The following is a 16,922-nucleotide window of genomic DNA, read 5'->3' as shown; positions in this document are numbered from 1 at the left end:
ATGGCCTGTCGTATTCCTAACTCCCTGACGGGGAGGAACCGAGATGTCCAACATGCCAGACAAACCAGACACTTGGGCGATAGCGCTTGCGTGGTTGAGCCAGCATTCGCCAATCCTCTATGCGGCTGCGTTGTCCTGTGCGATGGCTGTTCTGCGAATCACCTACGGTGGCGGTACGCGGCGCCAGATGATCGTGGAGGGCGCTATCTGTGGCGGCTTGGCCCTGACGATCATAAGCGGCCTTGAGTTCTTCTCGCTCCCACAGAGCATGGCTACCTTCGTCGGTGGCTGGGTTGGCTTCCTGGGTGTGGAGAAGATCCGGTCTATTGCTGACCGGGTCACCGACTTCAAGCTGCCAGGCCGTAAGGCTGAGTAATCCGCGCCACGTTTTCGAATGCGCCAAATCGTGGCGCGCAATCATGAGGGTTTGCGATGAGCGCCGGATATTCCAATCCGGTCTGTAAGGGTGCATGGCAGCTTGGCACGGCTTGCGGTATCTGTGAGCGCTGCGTAGCCAACAAGCCAGTGCCGGACAACGTAACTCGCCTGCGCCACGCACTTCCACTGGGTCAGGACATCAACGCCGCGGTAAGCGCTCTCGACAAGACCATTGCTGATGCCGTGGACGCCGCCAAGGAAGCCGGGCTGCCCCAGGGTCTGATCGTTGGATTGCTCCACGGCCATGCCCACGCACAGACACACCAGATGGTGACCGTATGACCGTCAAGGTTCTTGAGTTCAAGCGGGAGGACTGGCGCGACGCCGCCAAGACCCTACGTAAGATCGCCGACGACCTGGATGCCGGTGAGCATCCCGAGTGCACCGTAGGCGCCTTGACGATGATCGGCGCGAAGGGAGAGGTGACCGTATTCGGCCTCGGTCCTAAATGCGACGACCTGCAATGCCTCGGTGCGATGCGCCTGGGTGAGCAGAAGCTGATTGATGTGCTGCTGGACACACCCAATGACCATTGAATGACGTTCGAACGACGTTGAATGACCATTCATTCGCGAAACACCCCATGAATGAGGCTTAGCCATGGCCCTATGCGGCGCAAAGAAGCGCAGCAACGGGGAACCATGCAAGCGACACGCTGTTCCGGGTTCCTCTCGCTGCAAGCTACACGGCGGGGCGGCTGCCAAGGCCAACAAGGGCAACCAGCACGCTCGCAAACACGGCATCTACTCCGACACGCTGACTGCTGATGAGCATGGCCTGTGGGATGACATCGGCATCGGCACGCTGGATGACGACATCAAGATCGCCAAGCTCCAGTTACGGCGCGCACTTATGGCCCAGGCCAAGGCAGAGGCGGGTGACGGGCTTGTTCTGGATATGGAGAGCATCCACACCCAGGCGACCGACCCAGTTGAAGAGGGTGAGCCCGCGCAAGAGCCAGGCCGCCCATCAATGACAACCCAGCGTCGACGCCAGGGCTACGAAGACATCATCAACCGCCTGCTGGGCCGTATTGGTGATCTTGAGTCGAAGCGCGCCGACATGATCAAGAAGCTCGACCCTGAAGACGACGGGCCATTGCCTCAGCGCATCGAAGTAGTGGTGACTGACGCGAGACGCCCTAATGCCGAGCCTTAACGTACCTCAAGCCCAGTTCCTGGCGCTGCCTCACAAGTTCCGCGCCTTCGTGGCTGGGTTTGGCTCTGGCAAGACCTGGGTAGGATGCTCTGCGCTTGGGAAACACTTTTGGGAGTGGCCGCGCATCAACGCCGGCTACTTCGCTCCGACATACGCCCAGATCCGCGACATCTTCTACCCGACGATGGAAGAGGTTGCGCACGACTGGGGGCTTCGCACTGAGATAAATCAGTCGAACCATGAAGTCCACGTCTACAGTGGACGGCAGTACCGCGGCACCGTGATATGTCGATCCATGGAGAAGCCCCAGACAATTGTCGGCTTCAAGATTGGTCACGCGCTGGTAGATGAGCTCGACGTGATGAGCTTGGTCAAGGCGCAGCAGGCCTGGCGCAAGATCATTGCCCGGATGCGCTACAACGCCCCAGGCTTGCGCAACGGGGTTGACGTTACGACGACCCCAGAGGGTTACAAGTTCGTCTACCAGCAGTTCCTGAAGCAGGTGCGCGACAAGCCTTCGCTGGGGGATATGTATGGCCTTGTGCAGGCCAGCACGTTCGACAACGAACTGAACTTGCCGCCCGACTACATCCAGTCACTGATGGAGTCGTACCCGCCGCAGCTGATCCTCGCTTACCTCAATGGGCAGTTCGTCAACCTGAATGCCGGTTCGATCTACCACGCGTATGACCGAAAGCTGAATGGCTGCTTCGACGGGGTTGAGCCAGGCGAGCCGCTATTCATCGGCATGGACTTTAACGTCGGCAAGATGGCGGCTATCACGCACGTAAAGCGCGCCGATGACAAGCCTCGGGCGGTCGACGAGCTTATCGATGGCTTCGACACCCCCGACATGATCCGCCGTATCAAGGAGCGCTACTGGCGCTACAACGGCAAGGACTACGAGAAAACCTGCGAGATCCGTATCTATCCGGACGCCTCAGGCGGATCTCGCAAGTCGGTGAATGCCAGCGAGACAGACATCGCCATACTGCGCCAAGCGGGATTCAGCGTCATCGCGCCGGATGCAAACCCGCCAGTGAAAGACCGCATCAACGCCATGAACGCGATGTTCTGCAACGCACTGGGTGAGCGTAGATACCTGATTAACCCCCTTCGCTGCCCGACATATGCGGACGGCCTGGAGCAGCAGGTGTGGGCCGCCAACGGCGAGCCAGACAAGAAATCAGGCGTCGACCATGCGAACGACGCTGGCGGCTACTTCATCCACCACGACTATCCAATCATCAGACCTTTCGTGATGACTCAACCACTGAGAATGTAACCATGAGCGATAACCCGGCAATCGCGCTGCCTGCTGTCGACGCCATGCGCGCCTACTGGGATGTGATTACTCCACTCATGAGCGGCACCATGGCGATGCGTGCGGCTGGGAAAGCACTGCTGCCTCAGTATCCTGCCGAGGATGACAACTCCTACAAGGAGCGTCTGAGGCTGTCCACGCTGCTCCCTGCCTACTCGGAGACGGTCGGCAACATGACCTCCCGGGTGTTCGCTGAGCCTTTGCAGGTCGGTGAAGATGTGCCCGATCAGATCAAGGAAATGACCAAGGACATCGATCATGCTGGCAATGACCTGAATTCCTGGTCTGTCGAGTTTTTCCGCGAGGGCTTGAGTCACGGACTTTGTCATGCGCTTGTGGATCACCCTGTTGCCGAAGGCGTCCGCACCCAGGCCGACGAGATCGCCGCAGGTGTCCGACCCTACGCAGTCCTGGTCAAACCTGAGCAGGTGCTGGGCTGGCGCTCCAAGGGCGGCCAGATCACCATGTTCAGGTACTCTGAATCTGTCGAAGAGCCGGATGGCGAGTTTGGCGTGAAGTGCGTCTATCAGGTCCGGGTCCTTGAGCCTGGGTCGTGGCGGACCTACCGAGCACCGGAGAAGGGTGGGGCGCTGGTTCTGCATGAAGAGGGTACGAACAGCCTCAAATACATCCCCCTGGTGACCTTCTATACGGGTCGCACAGGCTTCATGACCGCCAAGCCCCCACTGCTAGAGTTGGCCCACCTCAACGTCAAGCATTGGCAGAGCCAGAGCGACCAGGACAATATCCTTCACGTTATCCGTGTGCCGATCTTGGTTCGCCTTGGCGTGCAAGCCACGTTCGACAACCAGGGCAAGCCTGTTCCGCCTGAATTCAAAGTGGGCACTGGCGCGCTGACCGATCTGCCCAAGGATGGCGACCTCAAGTATGTCGAGCACACCGGAGCTGCCGTCAAGGCTGGCCGGGAGGCGCTGCAAGACCTACTCGACGAAATGCGCATGGCCGGCGCCAAGCTGCTCACGCCAGAGAAGAGCGCCACCAAGACTGCCACCCAGGCAGAAGAGGAGTCCGCTCAGGAGCTGTCCCCGTTGGCCCGTATGGCGAACCACTTTGCAGACTGCTTGGCGCAGCTGCTCCAGTTCATGGCTGATTACCGTAGCCTGGGCGAAGGCGGTGCGATCGAGATTCGCGGCAACTTCGACGTTGACTACATGCCAGAGGTGTCACTGCCGACGCTTGTCGCGATGGCCAATGCCGGGATGCTGTCCAAGGAAACCCTGTTCGCCGAAATGCAGCGCCGGGGCGTCATCAGTGACGAATACGAATGGTCCCTGGAGTTGGCCAAGATTGAAGGCCAAGGCCCCGCACTCGGTACGCTGTGATGAAAACCTCCAACGATAAGCTGTTAGATAAGCTGATCGGGCATGAGGTTGACCTGCAACACCTGAGCAATGCCCAGGTCGTTGCGATAATCAAGATCCTCAACAGCAAGGACGCTGATCTGCGTGCTTCGCTGATTGCTGCGATCGACAACCTTGGCCCCAATCTGTCGGCGGACTTGGTGGATGCGGCTCTGTCCAAAGTCCTGCGCCTGAATCAGTCCACTTTCGTGGATGTCCGTCAGGCACTTGACCAGGCCACTGACGGCGTTATCAGTTATGAGATCGTATTCCAGCAGGGCGCGCTTCAGGCTGTGATCCCCGCCGTTGTGCAGGAGTCCTTCCCGATTGCCGTTGCGCAGTTCAGCCAGGTCAAGGCGATTGCCCAGGCCAGGCCATTCCAGGGGCGTTTGCTCAGGGAGTGGATTAGTGGCATCGAGGCGTCTCGCGCTGCGTCGGTTCGCGATGCTGTGCGTGCTGGCGTGGTCGAGGGTCGAACTACTGCCGAAATCGTCCGCAACATCATGGGCACCCGGGTAGAGAACTACGCCGACGGCATCCTGCAGAAGTCGCGCAGGGAGATAGAGGCCGTTGTCCGGTCTGCCGTTTCAAGCACCGCTGAGGCCGCCAGCGACAAGTCCTACGAGGCGAACAGCGACATAATCAGCCATGTAGAGTGGATCAGCACGCTCGATACGCGAACCTCGACCACCTGCCGCATCAGGGACCGCCTGCCGTACACCTTGGGCACCTACTTGCCGGTCGGGCACAAAATCCCGTGGTTGGCCGGCCCCGGGCGAATTCACTGGTGCTGCCGCTCGACCAAGCTGCCGATCCTGAAGAGCGCATCGAAGCTCGGCTTCAGCGATGGAGCCACACGGGCCTCAATGGACGGCCAGGTGCCGCAGTCAACGAACTATGCCCAATGGCTGACCCGGCAGTCAGCGGCGCGCCAGGACGAGATCCTTGGTCCTGAGCGCGGCAAGCTGTTGCGACAGGAAAAGCTCAAGCTGGACGACTTCTACAATGACCGTGGGAAATTCCTCACACTGGATCAGTTGCGGGAGCGCCTGTAATTCCCCGAGACACGAAATGCCGACATTCGATTTTGTGTCGCAACCCAAGCCTCGCTATATGCGGGGTTTTTTTCTGCCTGCGGTTCGGATGGACGGGGCGACAAAGAGCCGGATGGCTCATCAACTGGCCGGATGGCCCAGAGAGACATGATGAAACTCAAGACTGTTGAAGTGGATGGCAAGCAATACGCTGAGATCCTGGATGGCAAGCCCGTATATGTCGAAGACGATGGCAAAGAAGTCGCCTTTGATGCTGTGGGCACTCGCAGCACCATCACCCGCCTGAACGCCGAAGCCAAAGACCACCGTGTACGCGCCGACTCCGCCGAGAAGATCGTAAAGAGCTTCGAAGGCATCGACGACCCCGCGGCGGCCAAAAAGGCCCTGGGCATTGTTGCAAATCTCGACGCTAAAACGCTGGTGGATGCCGGCGAGATCGAGAAGGTGAAGGGCGAAATCAGCAAGGCCTTCCAAAGTCAGCTGGACGAAGCCAACGGCAAGGCGCAGACCTTCGAGCAGCAGCTGTATGCCGAAAAGATCGGTGGCAGCTTCGCACGCTCCCAGTTCATCGCCGAAAAGATGGCTGTTCCGGCCGATATGGTCCAAGCCGCGTTTGGCGGCAACTTCAAGATCGAAGAAGGCAAGGTGGTCGCATATGACACCCAGGGCCAGAAGATCTTCAGCCGCGCTCGCCCAGGCGAACTGGCTGACTTCAACGAAGCGCTTGAAACCCTCGTCTCACAGTACCCCCATCGCGATCACATCCTGAAGGGTTCCGGCGCCAATGGCGGCGGCGCACCAAATGGCGGTAATCCGAACCAAAAAACCAATGGTGACTTTGGTGGCAGCAAGGAAGATCGAGTCGCCGCCATCAAAGGCCTGATCGCTACCGAATAAGGAGGCCCAATGGCCCTTTCGAACATGAAGGTATTCAACGAATACCTCAAACGCGTCACCATCGAGACCCTGGCGCAAGACGTTGAGAAATTCAACGCTGCTTCGGCAGGTTCCATCCGCCTGACCACTCAAGGCATTGACGGCGACTTCCTTCAAGAGTCGTTCTGGGCCGGCCTGCATGGCGCACAGCGTCGTGTTGATCGTTACGCTGCAAACGGCGCACAGGCTGCAACGCCTCTTGCGCAGAAGCAGTACGACTCCGTGAAGATCGCGGGCGGCTTCGGTCCCATCCTGTGGGAGCCGGCGCAGTTGTCGTGGGTGCAGAAGAACCCGGAAGAGGCGCTGGAAGTAATCAGCCGCAATCTGTCCGAAGCCATCATGTCGGACCAGCTGAACACTGCGATTGCCGCCCTGGTGGCTGCGATTGGGAACCAGCCGTCCGCCACCAACGATGTTTCGGCCACTGCCGGCGTGAGTTACATCGCCATCAACAATGCCCACGCATTGTTCGGTGATGCCTCTCAGCGCCTGGTTGCCCAAGTCATGACCGGCGCCATGTACCACAAGCTCCTGGGTCAGAACCTGGCGAACGCCGAGCGACTGTTCCAGTTCAGCGGCGTGCAGGTGGTCGATATCCTGGGCAAGGCCGTAATCATCACTGATGCCGCGGCCCTGTACGAAGCCGGCACGCCGAACAAGCAGAAGGTGCTGAGCCTGGCCGACGGCGCGGCGGTAGTCATGGATGGCTCCGACCTCATCACCAACATCCAGACCTCCAACGGCAAGGAGCGGATCGAGACCACCATGCAGGCGGACTACACCTTCGGTCTGGGCATGAAGGGTTACACCTGGGACACAGCCAACGGCGGCAAGTCGCCAACCAGCGCCGAGCTGGCCACCGGCACCAACTGGGACCTGGTTGCGAACAGCATCAAGGCTTCGGCCGGCGTTCTCACCATCGGCGATGCCGCCCAGTAATCGAGAAGGCGGCCTTCGGGTCGCCTAATCCACATTCCAGGAGTCCACCATGGACGAGAAAATCGTTTACGAGAAACACCCGGTCACTGCTGAGCGCAAAGCCGAACTGCGCCAGAAGGGCTACAAGATCATCGACGCCAAGTTCGCGCCGGATGACTACAAGCACCCGGAACCGATCAAGAAAGGGGCTTCGGGTGGCGACAAGCCGTCCAAGGGGCTGAAGGTCGACGAGATCAAGGCGAAGCTGACCGAGAAAGGCATCCCGTTCGATGAAAGCGCCGAGCGTCCAGCCCTGGCAGAGCTGCTCGACAAGCCGCAGGAGTAAAGCCCCGTGACGACCTACATCAGTGTTGCGCAGGTGGATGCCCTGCTTGGGCCGACATGGGCCACCGAAGAAAAGAAGCCGCGCGCGGTGCTGATGGCGAACACCTGGCTTACCAATCTTGGTCTGCCAGCGTTCGACCCGATCCCGGATGACGTGATCCAGGCCGGCGCCGAGGTTGCCACGGAGGCAGCCGCCGGCAGGATCTACGGCTCGAAGGAAACCGGCGTAACGGCGAAGTCAGTGACTGCCGACGGCGTGTCTAGCAGCAAGTCGTTCTCCGAATCGTCCCGCACCGTCAGCGCTGGCGAATCTTTCGCCTTGGCGCTGCTTTCCCACTATCTCGGCTCAGGCCAGGTCAAAGTCGTGAGGTGCTGACATGGGGCTGCGAGACGACCTACAGAGGGATCTGGCTGAAGCCTTCAACACCGATCTGGCTGATGCCGTGAATCCTGTTGTTGGCGTGCGTAAGGTTCAGGGTGAGTACGACCCGGACTCAGGCTCGACATCTGAGGCCATCACGAATTACGGCGGCCGGGGAGTGTTTGGTAAGTACCTCGCCAAAGAGATAGACGGCTCGCTGATCCAGACTACTGACGAAAAGCTCACCATCCTACAGAACGAGCTTTTCATCACGCTTGCGGGCGAGCCAACCGAAACCCTGGCTATCCCGGAAATCGGCGACGCCATCGGCGGTAAGCGCGCAATGAACGTCAGCCATGATCCTGCAAAAGCCACCTGGACCGTTCAACTGAGGAAATAGCCATGGCGCGCGGATCGCACATGACGGAGCGTTACGGCGTAAAAAGTGGCAGCTTCGAGCTGCAACTGGCTGAGTTCGCTGCGCAGGCAAAGGGAGCGGTTGATGTAAGCCTGCGGGAAATCATAGTCAAGATTGGAATGTCGCTCATCAGCATGTCTCCGGTTGACACCGGGCGATTCCGTGGAAATTGGCAGTTCAGTATCGGGGCGCCCGCTGGCGGAACCCTGGACGCTCTCGACCCGACCGGGGAACAAGCTACGGCGCGCCTTGTGGGTGATTCGATTGAGTTCCGCGCCGGTACCACGGCGTTCATCGTGAACAACCTTCCTTATGCGATTCCGCTCGAGTACGGCCACTCCGACCAGGCCCCGGGCGGGATGGTGCGCATCACTCAGGCCCGCTTCCGGCAGATCGTCGAAGAGGCCATCAGGAATAACCAGGTATGAGCCATAACATCATCGCCGCGGCTTTCGAGTCGCGCCTGCTGGCCTGGGCCAAGGCTCGAGCCACGCCACTGAAGGTGGTGGTCGAGAACGAGACCTACACGCCGGCCTCTGGCGAGACGTACCTGCGGGCCTTTACGCTTCCTGCGGTAACCGCCAGCAACACACTGGGCGGCGACCACCACCTGTACGTCGGCGTATTCCAAATCAACATTGTTGCCCCCTCCGGCAAGTACCGGACCGAGGCCAGCGGCATCGTCGACGAACTGGCCGCACTGTTCCCGGTAAACCTGCGCATCCCGCGCGCCGGACTGGTCGCCATCGTGCTGACGCCGGTCGGGCCAGGCCCAGGCATTTCTGACGGAACCACATACACCATACCGGCCTCGTTCCAGTACCGCGCTGACACCAACTAATTCGCCCGCTGGGCAAACCCAGAACCCGCCACTGAGCGGGTTTTGTCATTTCTGCAAAGAGGAAAATACACATGGGCTTTCGACTCCCCAACGGCGCGACCCTGCAAATCGCTTCGACCTACGCCCCGGCGATCCCGGTAACCGCGCTGAGCAACGCCAACCCGGCGGTGGCCACTTCTGCGGCCCATGGCCTGAGTGATGGCGACATCATCGCAGTGACCTCCGGCTGGACTCGCCTGAATGACCGTGCCGCGCGCGTGGCTGCCAGCCTGACCGGCACCTTCGCTCTGGAAAACGTCAACACCACCAACCTTCAACCATACCCGGCTGGCTCTGGCGCGGGTTCGGTGCGCGAGGTAACCGGTTTCGTTGAGATCTCGCAGATCACCGACGTGGCAACCACGGGCGGTGACCAGCAGTTCCTGACCTTCGGCTTCCTGGCTGACGATGATGACCGCCAGATCCCGACCACCAAGAACCCGATCAGCATGTCGTTCACTGTCGCAGACGATCCGGCACTGCCGTACGTGCCAGTGGTTGAAACCGCCGACGAAGACAAGGTCACCCGTGTACTGCGCCTGAACCTGCCGAACGGCGACAGCATCCTCTACAACGCGTATGTGACCATCACGTCGACCCCGGCCCTGTCTCGCAACAACCTGATGACCCGCGTCATCACTCTGTCGCTGGCTGGCCGTCCGACCCGTTACTCGGCAGTGGTGGTGTAAATCATGGCCAAGATCAAGATCGCGCCAAACCCAACGTTCAAGGCCAAGGTGCAGATACCCCGCGTAGGTGGTGAAGCTGTGGCTGTGGACTTCGAATTCAAGTACCTGGACCGCATTGCGCTGTCGGCACTGTTCGACCGCTGGAACACTGCGCGCGATGCGCACGCCACCAAGGTGCAAGACGAGGGCATGTCCTGGCAGGACGCCACTGCCTCGGAGATCGCGCTGCAGGTGAATCAGCTCAAGGACATCGTCAGCGGCTGGGGCTTCGACGAGAAGCTGTCCGACGAGGCCATGACTGCGCTGGTTACAACCTGCGTAGGCGCGCCGCAGGCAGTCCTGGCCGCCTACCAGGGCGCGTATCAGCCGGCCCGCCTGGGAAACTGACTGGCGTCGCCCGCATCCTGTACGAGCAAGGGCCTTCAGAAGCGGACCTGGCGGCCTTCGGCATGACCAAGGCCGACATCCCCGATGAAGAGTACGAAGTCTGGCCAGACAACTGGCCGGCCTTCCTGCTGTTCGAGGCGATGTCCACGCAGTGGCGTGTGGGTATGGGTGGCGCCGTGGGCCTGGACTACAACGCCATCAAGCCGGTGGCCAGCATGATAGGCCTCAAGCGCGCAGAGCTGTCACAGGCTTTTCCTGATCTGCGGATGATGGAGGCCGAAGCGCTGCTGGTGATGAGCGAGAGCCGGAGCTGAACAAAACCACAGGGACTCACTACCCCGGCGTTCATGTTGCTTTCTCGTTGATGATAAAGTCCTGTGATATCTCAACGAGGGAACGACATGAAATTAATACTGGGTGCGCTGGTAGCGGCGTTGATAACGGGATGTGCGACATCACCCGTACCTTCTGACAAGGCGCGTCAGGCGCCATCTGAAAGGGTGATCGGTTACCAGAAGCCAGTGCCTGGTGGAGGTTCGTTGATTGTGACGAGAGACACCGGATTTCAAGGTGGGGGATGTTTTGCAACGATTTTCCTCAATGGTGCGCCTGTGGCGAAGCTGGACACTGGCGAGAAGGCTGTCTTTCAGGTGCCTTCAGGCGAGTGGTTGCTAGGTGCCGCTCTGGACGGCTCAGCACTTTGCGCAGCGAATCCCGAACGAATGGAAACGTCAGTGGTTTTGAAGCAGGGCCAGCAAAAGAAATTTAGGGTTTTTATATCCGCAGGCGGTGGTTCGGTAGCTGTCCAACCGACCAGTTTCTAAGTGCCTCAAGGAGTGGTCGAGATGAAAATTCTGGTTGCAGCTTTAGCGATCGTAACGCTGGCAGGGTGTGGAAACAGCGATGTGCAGAAAGCGCGGGACGAAGTGAAGCGAAACCTAAACGACTCGGTGTCAGCTGAGTTCAGGGGTGAGAAGGTTTATCGCCTCCGTGACAATACGGTTGTATGTGGCGAAGTAAACGCCAAGAACAGCTACGGTGGATACGCAGGGTTCTCGAAGTACGTAGTCGAGGGCGTAGGAACCAGGCCGGTGGCCAAGTTCGGGGAAGGCATGCAAACAGACATAAGCATTACCTGCCAGTTTGCGGAAGCGAATTCAAAGCTGAATAAATAGATTAAGTGAACCCAATAGCCCGCCACTGAGCGGGCTTTTTTGTGCCTGGAGAAAAGTATGACGTCGATTGCTGAGCTCGGCATTAAGGTCGATTCGACGGATGCTGCGCAGGCAAGCACCGATCTAGACAAGCTTACTGCGGCCGGGGGGCGTGCGGAGAAGGCAGCCGAAGGCTTAGCGCGCGGGGCTGATAAGGCGACTGCTTCGATGAAGAAGCAGAAGGACGAGCTATCAGATCTGCTCGGCGAGATTGACCCAACGGTCAAGGCTCTTGGTCGCTTAGACGACCTTGAAACGAAACTGGCCAAGCAAAAAAAACTGGGAGCGCTGGACGCGTCAACGTTCAGTGAGTACCAGGGCAAGATCGACCAGTCGCGGGCGAACCTGGGAAGATTCGACGACAGCCTTACTCGGACCGGAAACACGGCGAAGCAGACCGCTGCAGCGCTGCGCGGCGTGCCAGCCCAGTTCACTGACATTGCCGTCTCTCTCCAGGGTGGACAGGCGCCGCTGACAGTTCTGCTGCAGCAGGGCGGCCAGCTCAAAGATATGTTCGGCGGGATTGCGCCGGCGGCGAAGGCGTTGGGTGGTTACGTACTTGGCCTGATAAATCCGTTTACGCTTGCTGCAGCCGCCGTGGCTGCGTTGGGCCTGGCGTATTACAAGGGCAGTGAAGAGGCAGATGCTTACAATGAGGCGCTGATTCTCAGCGGTAATGTGGCCGGAACGAGCGCAAGTCAACTGAGCGATATGGCCCGACAGGTCAGCGCCACAGTTGGAACAACAGGTGCTGCCGCTGAAGTGCTGGCAAAGCTCGCCGGTAACGGAAAGATCGCCAGTGATAGCTTTGGCCAGATCACCGAAGCCGCCTTGCAGATGGAAAAGGCTACAGGGCGCGCTATTGACGAGACAATCGCCGAGTTCGCGAAAATTGCGAAAGACCCTGTCGCCGCCGCAAAAGAACTAAACGATCAATACCACTTTTTGACAGCGTCGATTTACTCGCAGATTGTCGCGCTCAAGGAGCAAGGGGATACAGTTGGTGCTGCTAAATTACTGACGGACTCATACGCCAGCACGATCGAAACTCGCACCGGAGAGATCACGCAGAACCTGGGGATCATAGAGCGCGGCTGGAATGCAGTAAGGGACGCTGCGAAAGGCGCTCTGGACGCCACCAAGGAGATCGGACGTACTCAAAGCCTGGAGCAGCAAGCCGAAGTAATCCGCCAGAGGCTGAAGACTGGACAGGGTCGGGGTGGCCGGGCTGCTGCGATGGGTATCGAGACGCGTGATACTGCGAGAGATACCAGGGATCTTGCGTTCCTTGAACTCCAGATAGAAGCAGAGAAAACGCGTACAAAATACCTCGGTGACCGCCAAAAGGTCCAGGACAAGGGCATCGAGGCCGAGCGGGAGCTCGAGCGAATCCGGGTTGCGTCCTACAGCAACAAGCAGAAGCGCGACAAGGAAGAGGAAGCCTACCTTCGGAAAGTCGCCAACCTGCGCGAGGCGAATCCAAACAGCCCGCTACTTGATCAGAAGAACATTGATCGCGACCTGAAGAACATCCGCGACAAGTACAAGGACCCGAAGGGTGCGACCACCGCGGTCGACCTGTCCTCGTTCAACGACTCGAAGAATCAGCTCAATGCTGTGCTCAGCTACTACAAGAGCGCGGACAAGGAGCTGGAGGCCGCGCAGAAGGCAGGGATAATCTCCCAGGAGAGCTACACGGCCCAGCGCGTGGCACTGCTCCAGCAGCAGGCATCAGAGGTCAAGTCCTCGTATGAGGCTGAGATCGCAGCGCTTGAGGGTGCCAAGGGCAAGGCCGGCACGTCGGCTGCCCAGCGGATCCAGTTGGACCAGAAGATCGCCGATGCCCGGGCCAATATGGTCAAGGCTCAGCAGGAATCGGACAGCGAGCTGGCGGTGATCGCGACCAATGAGCAGGGACGGCTCAAGAAGCAGGAACTGGCCATCAAGTCATACACCGATGCGCTGGACCAGCAGAATGCCGCCTTGCAGCGCGCCGGCAGCCGGGCCGCTCAAGGTGTGGGCCAAAGTGACCGACAGAACGCCATAAACGGCGACCTGAACGGTATTTCAGACCGCGCCAATCAGCAGCGCCTGGATCTGGCCCGCGACAAAGCCGACGCATCCCGCAACATGAGTGCCGAGGAATATCAGGCCAAGCTTGAGGCGATCAACCGCAGCGAGCGTGACCTGACTCAGACCACTCTCAGCAACTATGAGCAGATGTCCGTGGCTCAAAGTGACTGGCGCAATGGGGCCACTTCGGCCTTCAGCAACTATCTGGACTCGGCTCGCGACGTAGCAGGACAAACCCGCAGCCTGTTCACCAACGCCTTCAGCTCCATGGAAGACGCGGTGGCCAGCTTCGCCACCAACGGTAAGTTCTCGTTCTCGGATTTCGCCAAGTCGATCATCGCCGATATGACACGCATCGCTACTCGTCAGGCTGCATCTGGCTTGCTTTCGAGCATCGCAGGTAGTGCGCTGGGCGCGTACTTCGGTGGCGGAGCGGCTGCTGGCTCCACCAGCTTCGGGTCTGACATTGGTGGTGCTATCACGGCAAACGCCAAGGGCGGCGTGTACGACTCGCCGAGCTTGTCCAGCTTCAGCAACCAGGTGCACGACAAACCCCAGATGTTCGCGTTCGCCAAGGGCGCGGGCATCTTCGCTGAAGCCGGGCCGGAGGCAATCATGCCGCTGACCAGGACGGCCGGTGGCGAGCTGGGTGTGCGCTCGCTCGGAGGTGGCGGTGGCGGGGGAGGCGGTGGGAACACCTACAACTTCCCCGTATCCGTTTCCGTTCAAACGACCGGCGACGGCGGCAACGCAACGCAGGAAGACACCACTCAGCTGGGCAAGGGCATACAGCAGGCGGCTAAAACCGAGGCTGAAACTGCAATTGCCAAGGGGTTGCAGCCTGGTGGCTCAATCTGGCGCCTGATCAATGGGAGGTAACCATGGCGATTGAAACTTTCACCTGGGCCACCCAGCACGGGGAGGCGCCGACATTTGAATATAGGACCAGGGAATCACGCTTTGGCGGGGGCTATAAGCAAGTTGTCGGCGATGGTCCAAACAATAAAGAAGATGCATACCCGATAACCCACACCGGCACCACCTCGGCAGCGAAGGCCATGATGGCCTTCTTCGACCGCCACAAGGGCGCAAAGGCCTTTCTATGGACTACACCGCTGGGGGAGCTGGGTTTATTCACATGCAAGAACCCAACCCCGACCCCTATGGGTGGTGGCGTATTCAAAGTGACGGCGACGTTCGAGCGCGCTTTCCACCCGTAAAGGTCAATCCATGTCGCTGATCAATGCTATCCAGACCCTTGAGCCTGGGAACGAAATCCTGCTGTTTGAACTGGATGGCAGCGATTACGGCGCCGATGTACTGCGCTTCCACGGCCATGCGATACCGCATACGCCTGCCGAACTGCTGGCCGCCGGCAGCAACGCTGACCAGCTGCCGGCCAAGTCAATCTGGTGGAAGGGCGAAGAGTATGGCGCCTGGCCAATGCAGTACGAGGGCAGCGAGGCGAACGGCGACGGCACCGCAGTACGGCCAAAGCTGTCGGTTGGCAACGTCAATGGGCGAATCACTGCTCTATGCCTGGCCTTCGAGGATCTACTCGAGTTCAAGGTGACAGTTCGCAACACGCTGGCCGAGTTCCTGGACGCGGTGAACTTCGAAGGCGGCAACCCCACGGCGGACCCCACCCAGGAATCGATCGAGGTCTGGTATGTCGACCAGAAAACCAACGAGGACGGCGAGACGGTCAGTTGGGACTTGGCCAGCCCGGGCGATGTGGGCGGAGAAACTATCGGTAGACAGATGACAACCCTGTGCCACTGGGCGCTAACCGGCGGGTACAGAGGTCCCGACTGCGGCTACACAGGGCCGTACCGGGACAAGGATGGGAATCTGACAGATAACCCTGAGAACGACATACCTGACGGAACGCTGGGCCGCTGCTGCATTCCTCGCTTCGGCGAGGGAAACCCCTACCCATTCGGTGGATTTCCCGCTGTGTCACTCATTGCCCGGAGCTGAAAAATGCGCAAACACATCATTGCGGCCATCCAGTCGCATGCAGCGGCCGAGTACCCGAAAGAGTGCTGCGGGCTGGTACTGGCCGTGGGCCGGGCGCAGAAGTATTTCCCGTGCCGGAACATCGCCACGGAGCCGAACGAAGAGTTTCGGCTTGATCCAGAGGACTACGCCGCGGCGGAAGACCAGGGCCAGGTGATCGGCATCGTCCATTCTCACCCGGACGCCACCAGCCGCCCGTCATCGCGCGACCTGGCCATGTGCGAGGCCACGGCCTTGCCCTGGCATATCTTGAGTTGGCCCGAGGGCGACCTACGCACTGTTACCCCGAGCGGCAGCACGCCGCTGCTCAAGCGACCGTTTGTACATGGTGTGTGGGACTGTTGGTCAGTATGCGCCCAGTGGTACCAGCGTGAGTGGGGCCTTGAGTTCGAAGCCTTCAATCGCACCGATGGCTGGTGGGAGAGTGCAGATAGCACCAGTCTGTACGAGGCGAACTATATCGCTGCCGGCTTCGAGCAAGTCGACAGCCCACAGCGCGGCGACATGATCGTGATGGAGGTCGGGCGCACGGCGCATCCGAACCACGCGGGGATCTACCTGGGAACTGACCCGACGCTGCCCGGTGAAGAATCCGCCGTCTTTGGTCCCGGGCCCTTCGTCCTGCACCACCTCTATGGCCGGCCATCAGAGGTGATTGTCTACGGCGGGCCATGGCTTCAGCGCACACGCTTAATTCTTCGACACAAGGAGGCACGATGAGCGCCATCGTTTATTCGCCAATGACCACCATCAAACTGTCCGGCTCGCTGGCTCAGAAGTTCGGCAGGCTGCACCGGCGCCAGGTTGGCTCGGGCGACACCTGGGAGAGTTTCCGGGCGCTGAAGGCAACCATCGACGGATTCGAGGAGGAGATCCGCCGCCTTGGCCGCCTTGGGATGCGCTTTGCCATATTCCGCAACCGAAAAAACGTCGGTGCCGATGAGTTCGGCATGGGCGGTGCTAGGGAGATACGCATCGTACCGGTCGTAGAGGGCAGCAAGCGCGGCGGCATCCTGCAGATCGTGCTGGGCGTGGTGCTGATCGCCGCCAGCTACTTCGGCGCTCCGACGGCGCCAGCAGGCATTGCGCTGCTGGCCGGCGGCGTGATCCAGATGCTCAGCCCGCAGGCCGCCGGCCTCAAGCAGAGCGCCTCACCGGAAAACATGCCCAGCTATGCATTCGGCAGCGCAAAGAACACCACGGCCAGCGGCAACCCGGTGCCGATCTGCGTCGGTGATCGCCGGTGGGGTGGCGCAATTATCTCGGCATCTATTTACGCCGAGGACAAAACGTAGGCACAACGCACCAAACAAGCCGGCCAAGAGCCGGTTTTTTATTGCCTGGAG

24 protein-coding genes are annotated in these 16,922 nt (G+C 59.8%); all 24 read left to right on the top strand.

Annotation, left to right across the window (positions count from 1 at the left end):
• Positions 1-43 precede the first annotated feature (43 nt).
• The 24 genes from BFQ03_RS19765 to BFQ03_RS19650 all read left to right on the top strand — a co-directional run bounded on the left by BFQ03_RS19765 (position 44) and on the right by BFQ03_RS19650 (position 16,871).
• A complete protein-coding gene (locus tag BFQ03_RS19765) occupies positions 44-376 on the top strand; it encodes a phage holin, lambda family (protein ID WP_065943809.1) in 333 nt (110 codons plus the stop codon).
• A 149-nt stretch (positions 377-525) separates the two neighbouring features.
• The gene (locus BFQ03_RS19760) at positions 526-720 is read left to right on the top strand and encodes a hypothetical protein (RefSeq protein WP_065943859.1); all 195 of its coding nucleotides are present in this window, start codon (positions 526-528) and stop codon (positions 718-720) included.
• Positions 717-974 carry a hypothetical protein gene (locus BFQ03_RS19755; RefSeq protein ID WP_065943808.1) on the top strand — a complete coding sequence of 86 codons (258 nt, stop codon included), beginning with the start codon at positions 717-719 and terminating at the stop codon, positions 972-974. Before BFQ03_RS19760 ends, BFQ03_RS19755 begins: the two co-directional genes overlap by 4 nt.
• Positions 975-1,038: 64 nt before the next feature.
• Complete coding sequence (locus BFQ03_RS19750; RefSeq protein WP_065943807.1) at positions 1,039-1,596, top strand: HGGxSTG domain-containing protein; 558 nt, start codon at positions 1,039-1,041, stop codon at positions 1,594-1,596.
• Entirely contained in the window at positions 1,583-2,881 is a 1,299-nt protein-coding gene (locus BFQ03_RS19745) for a terminase large subunit domain-containing protein (protein WP_065943806.1), read from the top strand. The genes BFQ03_RS19750 and BFQ03_RS19745 overlap by 14 nt, the downstream gene beginning before the upstream one ends.
• 2 nt (positions 2,882-2,883) lie before the next feature.
• Entirely contained in the window at positions 2,884-4,263 is a 1,380-nt protein-coding gene (locus BFQ03_RS19740; protein ID WP_065943805.1) for a DUF4055 domain-containing protein, read from the top strand.
• The gene (locus BFQ03_RS19735; protein WP_065943804.1) at positions 4,263-5,336 is read left to right on the top strand and encodes a structural protein; all 1,074 of its coding nucleotides are present in this window, start codon (positions 4,263-4,265) and stop codon (positions 5,334-5,336) included. The genes BFQ03_RS19740 and BFQ03_RS19735 overlap by 1 nt, the downstream gene beginning before the upstream one ends.
• A 150-nt stretch (positions 5,337-5,486) precedes the next feature.
• Complete coding sequence (locus BFQ03_RS19730; RefSeq protein WP_065943803.1) at positions 5,487-6,233, top strand: DUF6651 domain-containing protein; 747 nt, start codon at positions 5,487-5,489, stop codon at positions 6,231-6,233.
• A 9-nt stretch (positions 6,234-6,242) separates the two neighbouring features.
• Positions 6,243-7,211: a major capsid protein gene (locus BFQ03_RS19725; RefSeq protein WP_065943802.1), complete on the top strand. Its 969-nt coding sequence runs from the start codon at positions 6,243-6,245 to the stop codon at positions 7,209-7,211.
• A gap of 49 nt (positions 7,212-7,260) precedes the next feature.
• Positions 7,261-7,536 (top strand): hypothetical protein, encoded by a 276-nt coding sequence (locus tag BFQ03_RS19720; RefSeq protein WP_065943801.1) that lies wholly within the window; start codon positions 7,261-7,263, stop codon positions 7,534-7,536.
• A 6-nt stretch (positions 7,537-7,542) separates the two neighbouring features.
• A complete protein-coding gene (locus BFQ03_RS19715; RefSeq protein ID WP_065943800.1) occupies positions 7,543-7,911 on the top strand; it encodes a hypothetical protein in 369 nt (122 codons plus the stop codon).
• Position 7,912: 1 nt separating this feature from the next.
• Positions 7,913-8,296 carry a hypothetical protein gene (locus BFQ03_RS19710; protein ID WP_065943799.1) on the top strand — a complete coding sequence of 128 codons (384 nt, stop codon included), beginning with the start codon at positions 7,913-7,915 and terminating at the stop codon, positions 8,294-8,296.
• Between the two features lie 2 nt (positions 8,297-8,298).
• Complete coding sequence (locus tag BFQ03_RS19705) at positions 8,299-8,742, top strand: HK97 gp10 family phage protein (RefSeq protein WP_204839928.1); 444 nt, start codon at positions 8,299-8,301, stop codon at positions 8,740-8,742.
• Positions 8,739-9,155 carry a phage tail terminator-like protein gene (locus BFQ03_RS19700; RefSeq protein WP_065943798.1) on the top strand — a complete coding sequence of 139 codons (417 nt, stop codon included), beginning with the start codon at positions 8,739-8,741 and terminating at the stop codon, positions 9,153-9,155. Before BFQ03_RS19705 ends, BFQ03_RS19700 begins: the two co-directional genes overlap by 4 nt.
• A gap of 71 nt (positions 9,156-9,226) precedes the next feature.
• Entirely contained in the window at positions 9,227-9,883 is a 657-nt protein-coding gene (locus BFQ03_RS19695; protein ID WP_065943797.1) for a phage tail protein, read from the top strand.
• 3 nt (positions 9,884-9,886) lie between these two features.
• Positions 9,887-10,270: a phage tail assembly chaperone gene (locus BFQ03_RS19690; protein ID WP_065943796.1), complete on the top strand. Its 384-nt coding sequence runs from the start codon at positions 9,887-9,889 to the stop codon at positions 10,268-10,270.
• A gap of 62 nt (positions 10,271-10,332) precedes the next feature.
• Positions 10,333-10,584 (top strand): DUF1799 domain-containing protein, encoded by a 252-nt coding sequence (locus tag BFQ03_RS19685; RefSeq protein WP_065943795.1) that lies wholly within the window; start codon positions 10,333-10,335, stop codon positions 10,582-10,584.
• 87 nt (positions 10,585-10,671) lie between these two features.
• Positions 10,672-11,094: a hypothetical protein gene (locus tag BFQ03_RS19680; RefSeq protein WP_065943794.1), complete on the top strand. Its 423-nt coding sequence runs from the start codon at positions 10,672-10,674 to the stop codon at positions 11,092-11,094.
• 21 nt (positions 11,095-11,115) lie between these two features.
• Positions 11,116-11,445, top strand: a complete 330-nt coding sequence (locus tag BFQ03_RS19675) for a hypothetical protein (protein ID WP_065943793.1) — start codon at positions 11,116-11,118, stop codon at positions 11,443-11,445.
• A gap of 57 nt (positions 11,446-11,502) precedes the next feature.
• Complete coding sequence (locus BFQ03_RS19670) at positions 11,503-14,436, top strand: phage tail tape measure protein (protein ID WP_065943792.1); 2,934 nt, start codon at positions 11,503-11,505, stop codon at positions 14,434-14,436.
• 2 nt (positions 14,437-14,438) lie between these two features.
• Positions 14,439-14,777 carry a phage tail protein gene (locus BFQ03_RS19665; protein WP_065943791.1) on the top strand — a complete coding sequence of 113 codons (339 nt, stop codon included), beginning with the start codon at positions 14,439-14,441 and terminating at the stop codon, positions 14,775-14,777.
• Positions 14,778-14,787: 10 nt separating this feature from the next.
• On the top strand, positions 14,788-15,537 hold the full coding sequence (locus tag BFQ03_RS19660; protein ID WP_065943790.1) for a phage minor tail protein L: 750 nt from the start codon (positions 14,788-14,790) through the stop codon (positions 15,535-15,537).
• Between the two features lie 3 nt (positions 15,538-15,540).
• Positions 15,541-16,296 (top strand): C40 family peptidase, encoded by a 756-nt coding sequence (locus BFQ03_RS19655; RefSeq protein WP_065943789.1) that lies wholly within the window; start codon positions 15,541-15,543, stop codon positions 16,294-16,296.
• Positions 16,293-16,871 carry a tail assembly protein gene (locus BFQ03_RS19650; protein ID WP_065943788.1) on the top strand — a complete coding sequence of 193 codons (579 nt, stop codon included), beginning with the start codon at positions 16,293-16,295 and terminating at the stop codon, positions 16,869-16,871. Before BFQ03_RS19655 ends, BFQ03_RS19650 begins: the two co-directional genes overlap by 4 nt.
• Positions 16,872-16,922: the final 51 nt, after the last annotated feature.

It is taken from the genome of Pseudomonas sp. 25 R 14 (genome assembly GCF_900004755.1).
GTDB lineage: Bacteria > Pseudomonadota > Gammaproteobacteria > Pseudomonadales > Pseudomonadaceae > Aquipseudomonas > Aquipseudomonas brenneri.
Note: the sequence above shows the minus strand (reverse complement) of the source record. Positions and strands in the feature narration are given on the sequence as shown.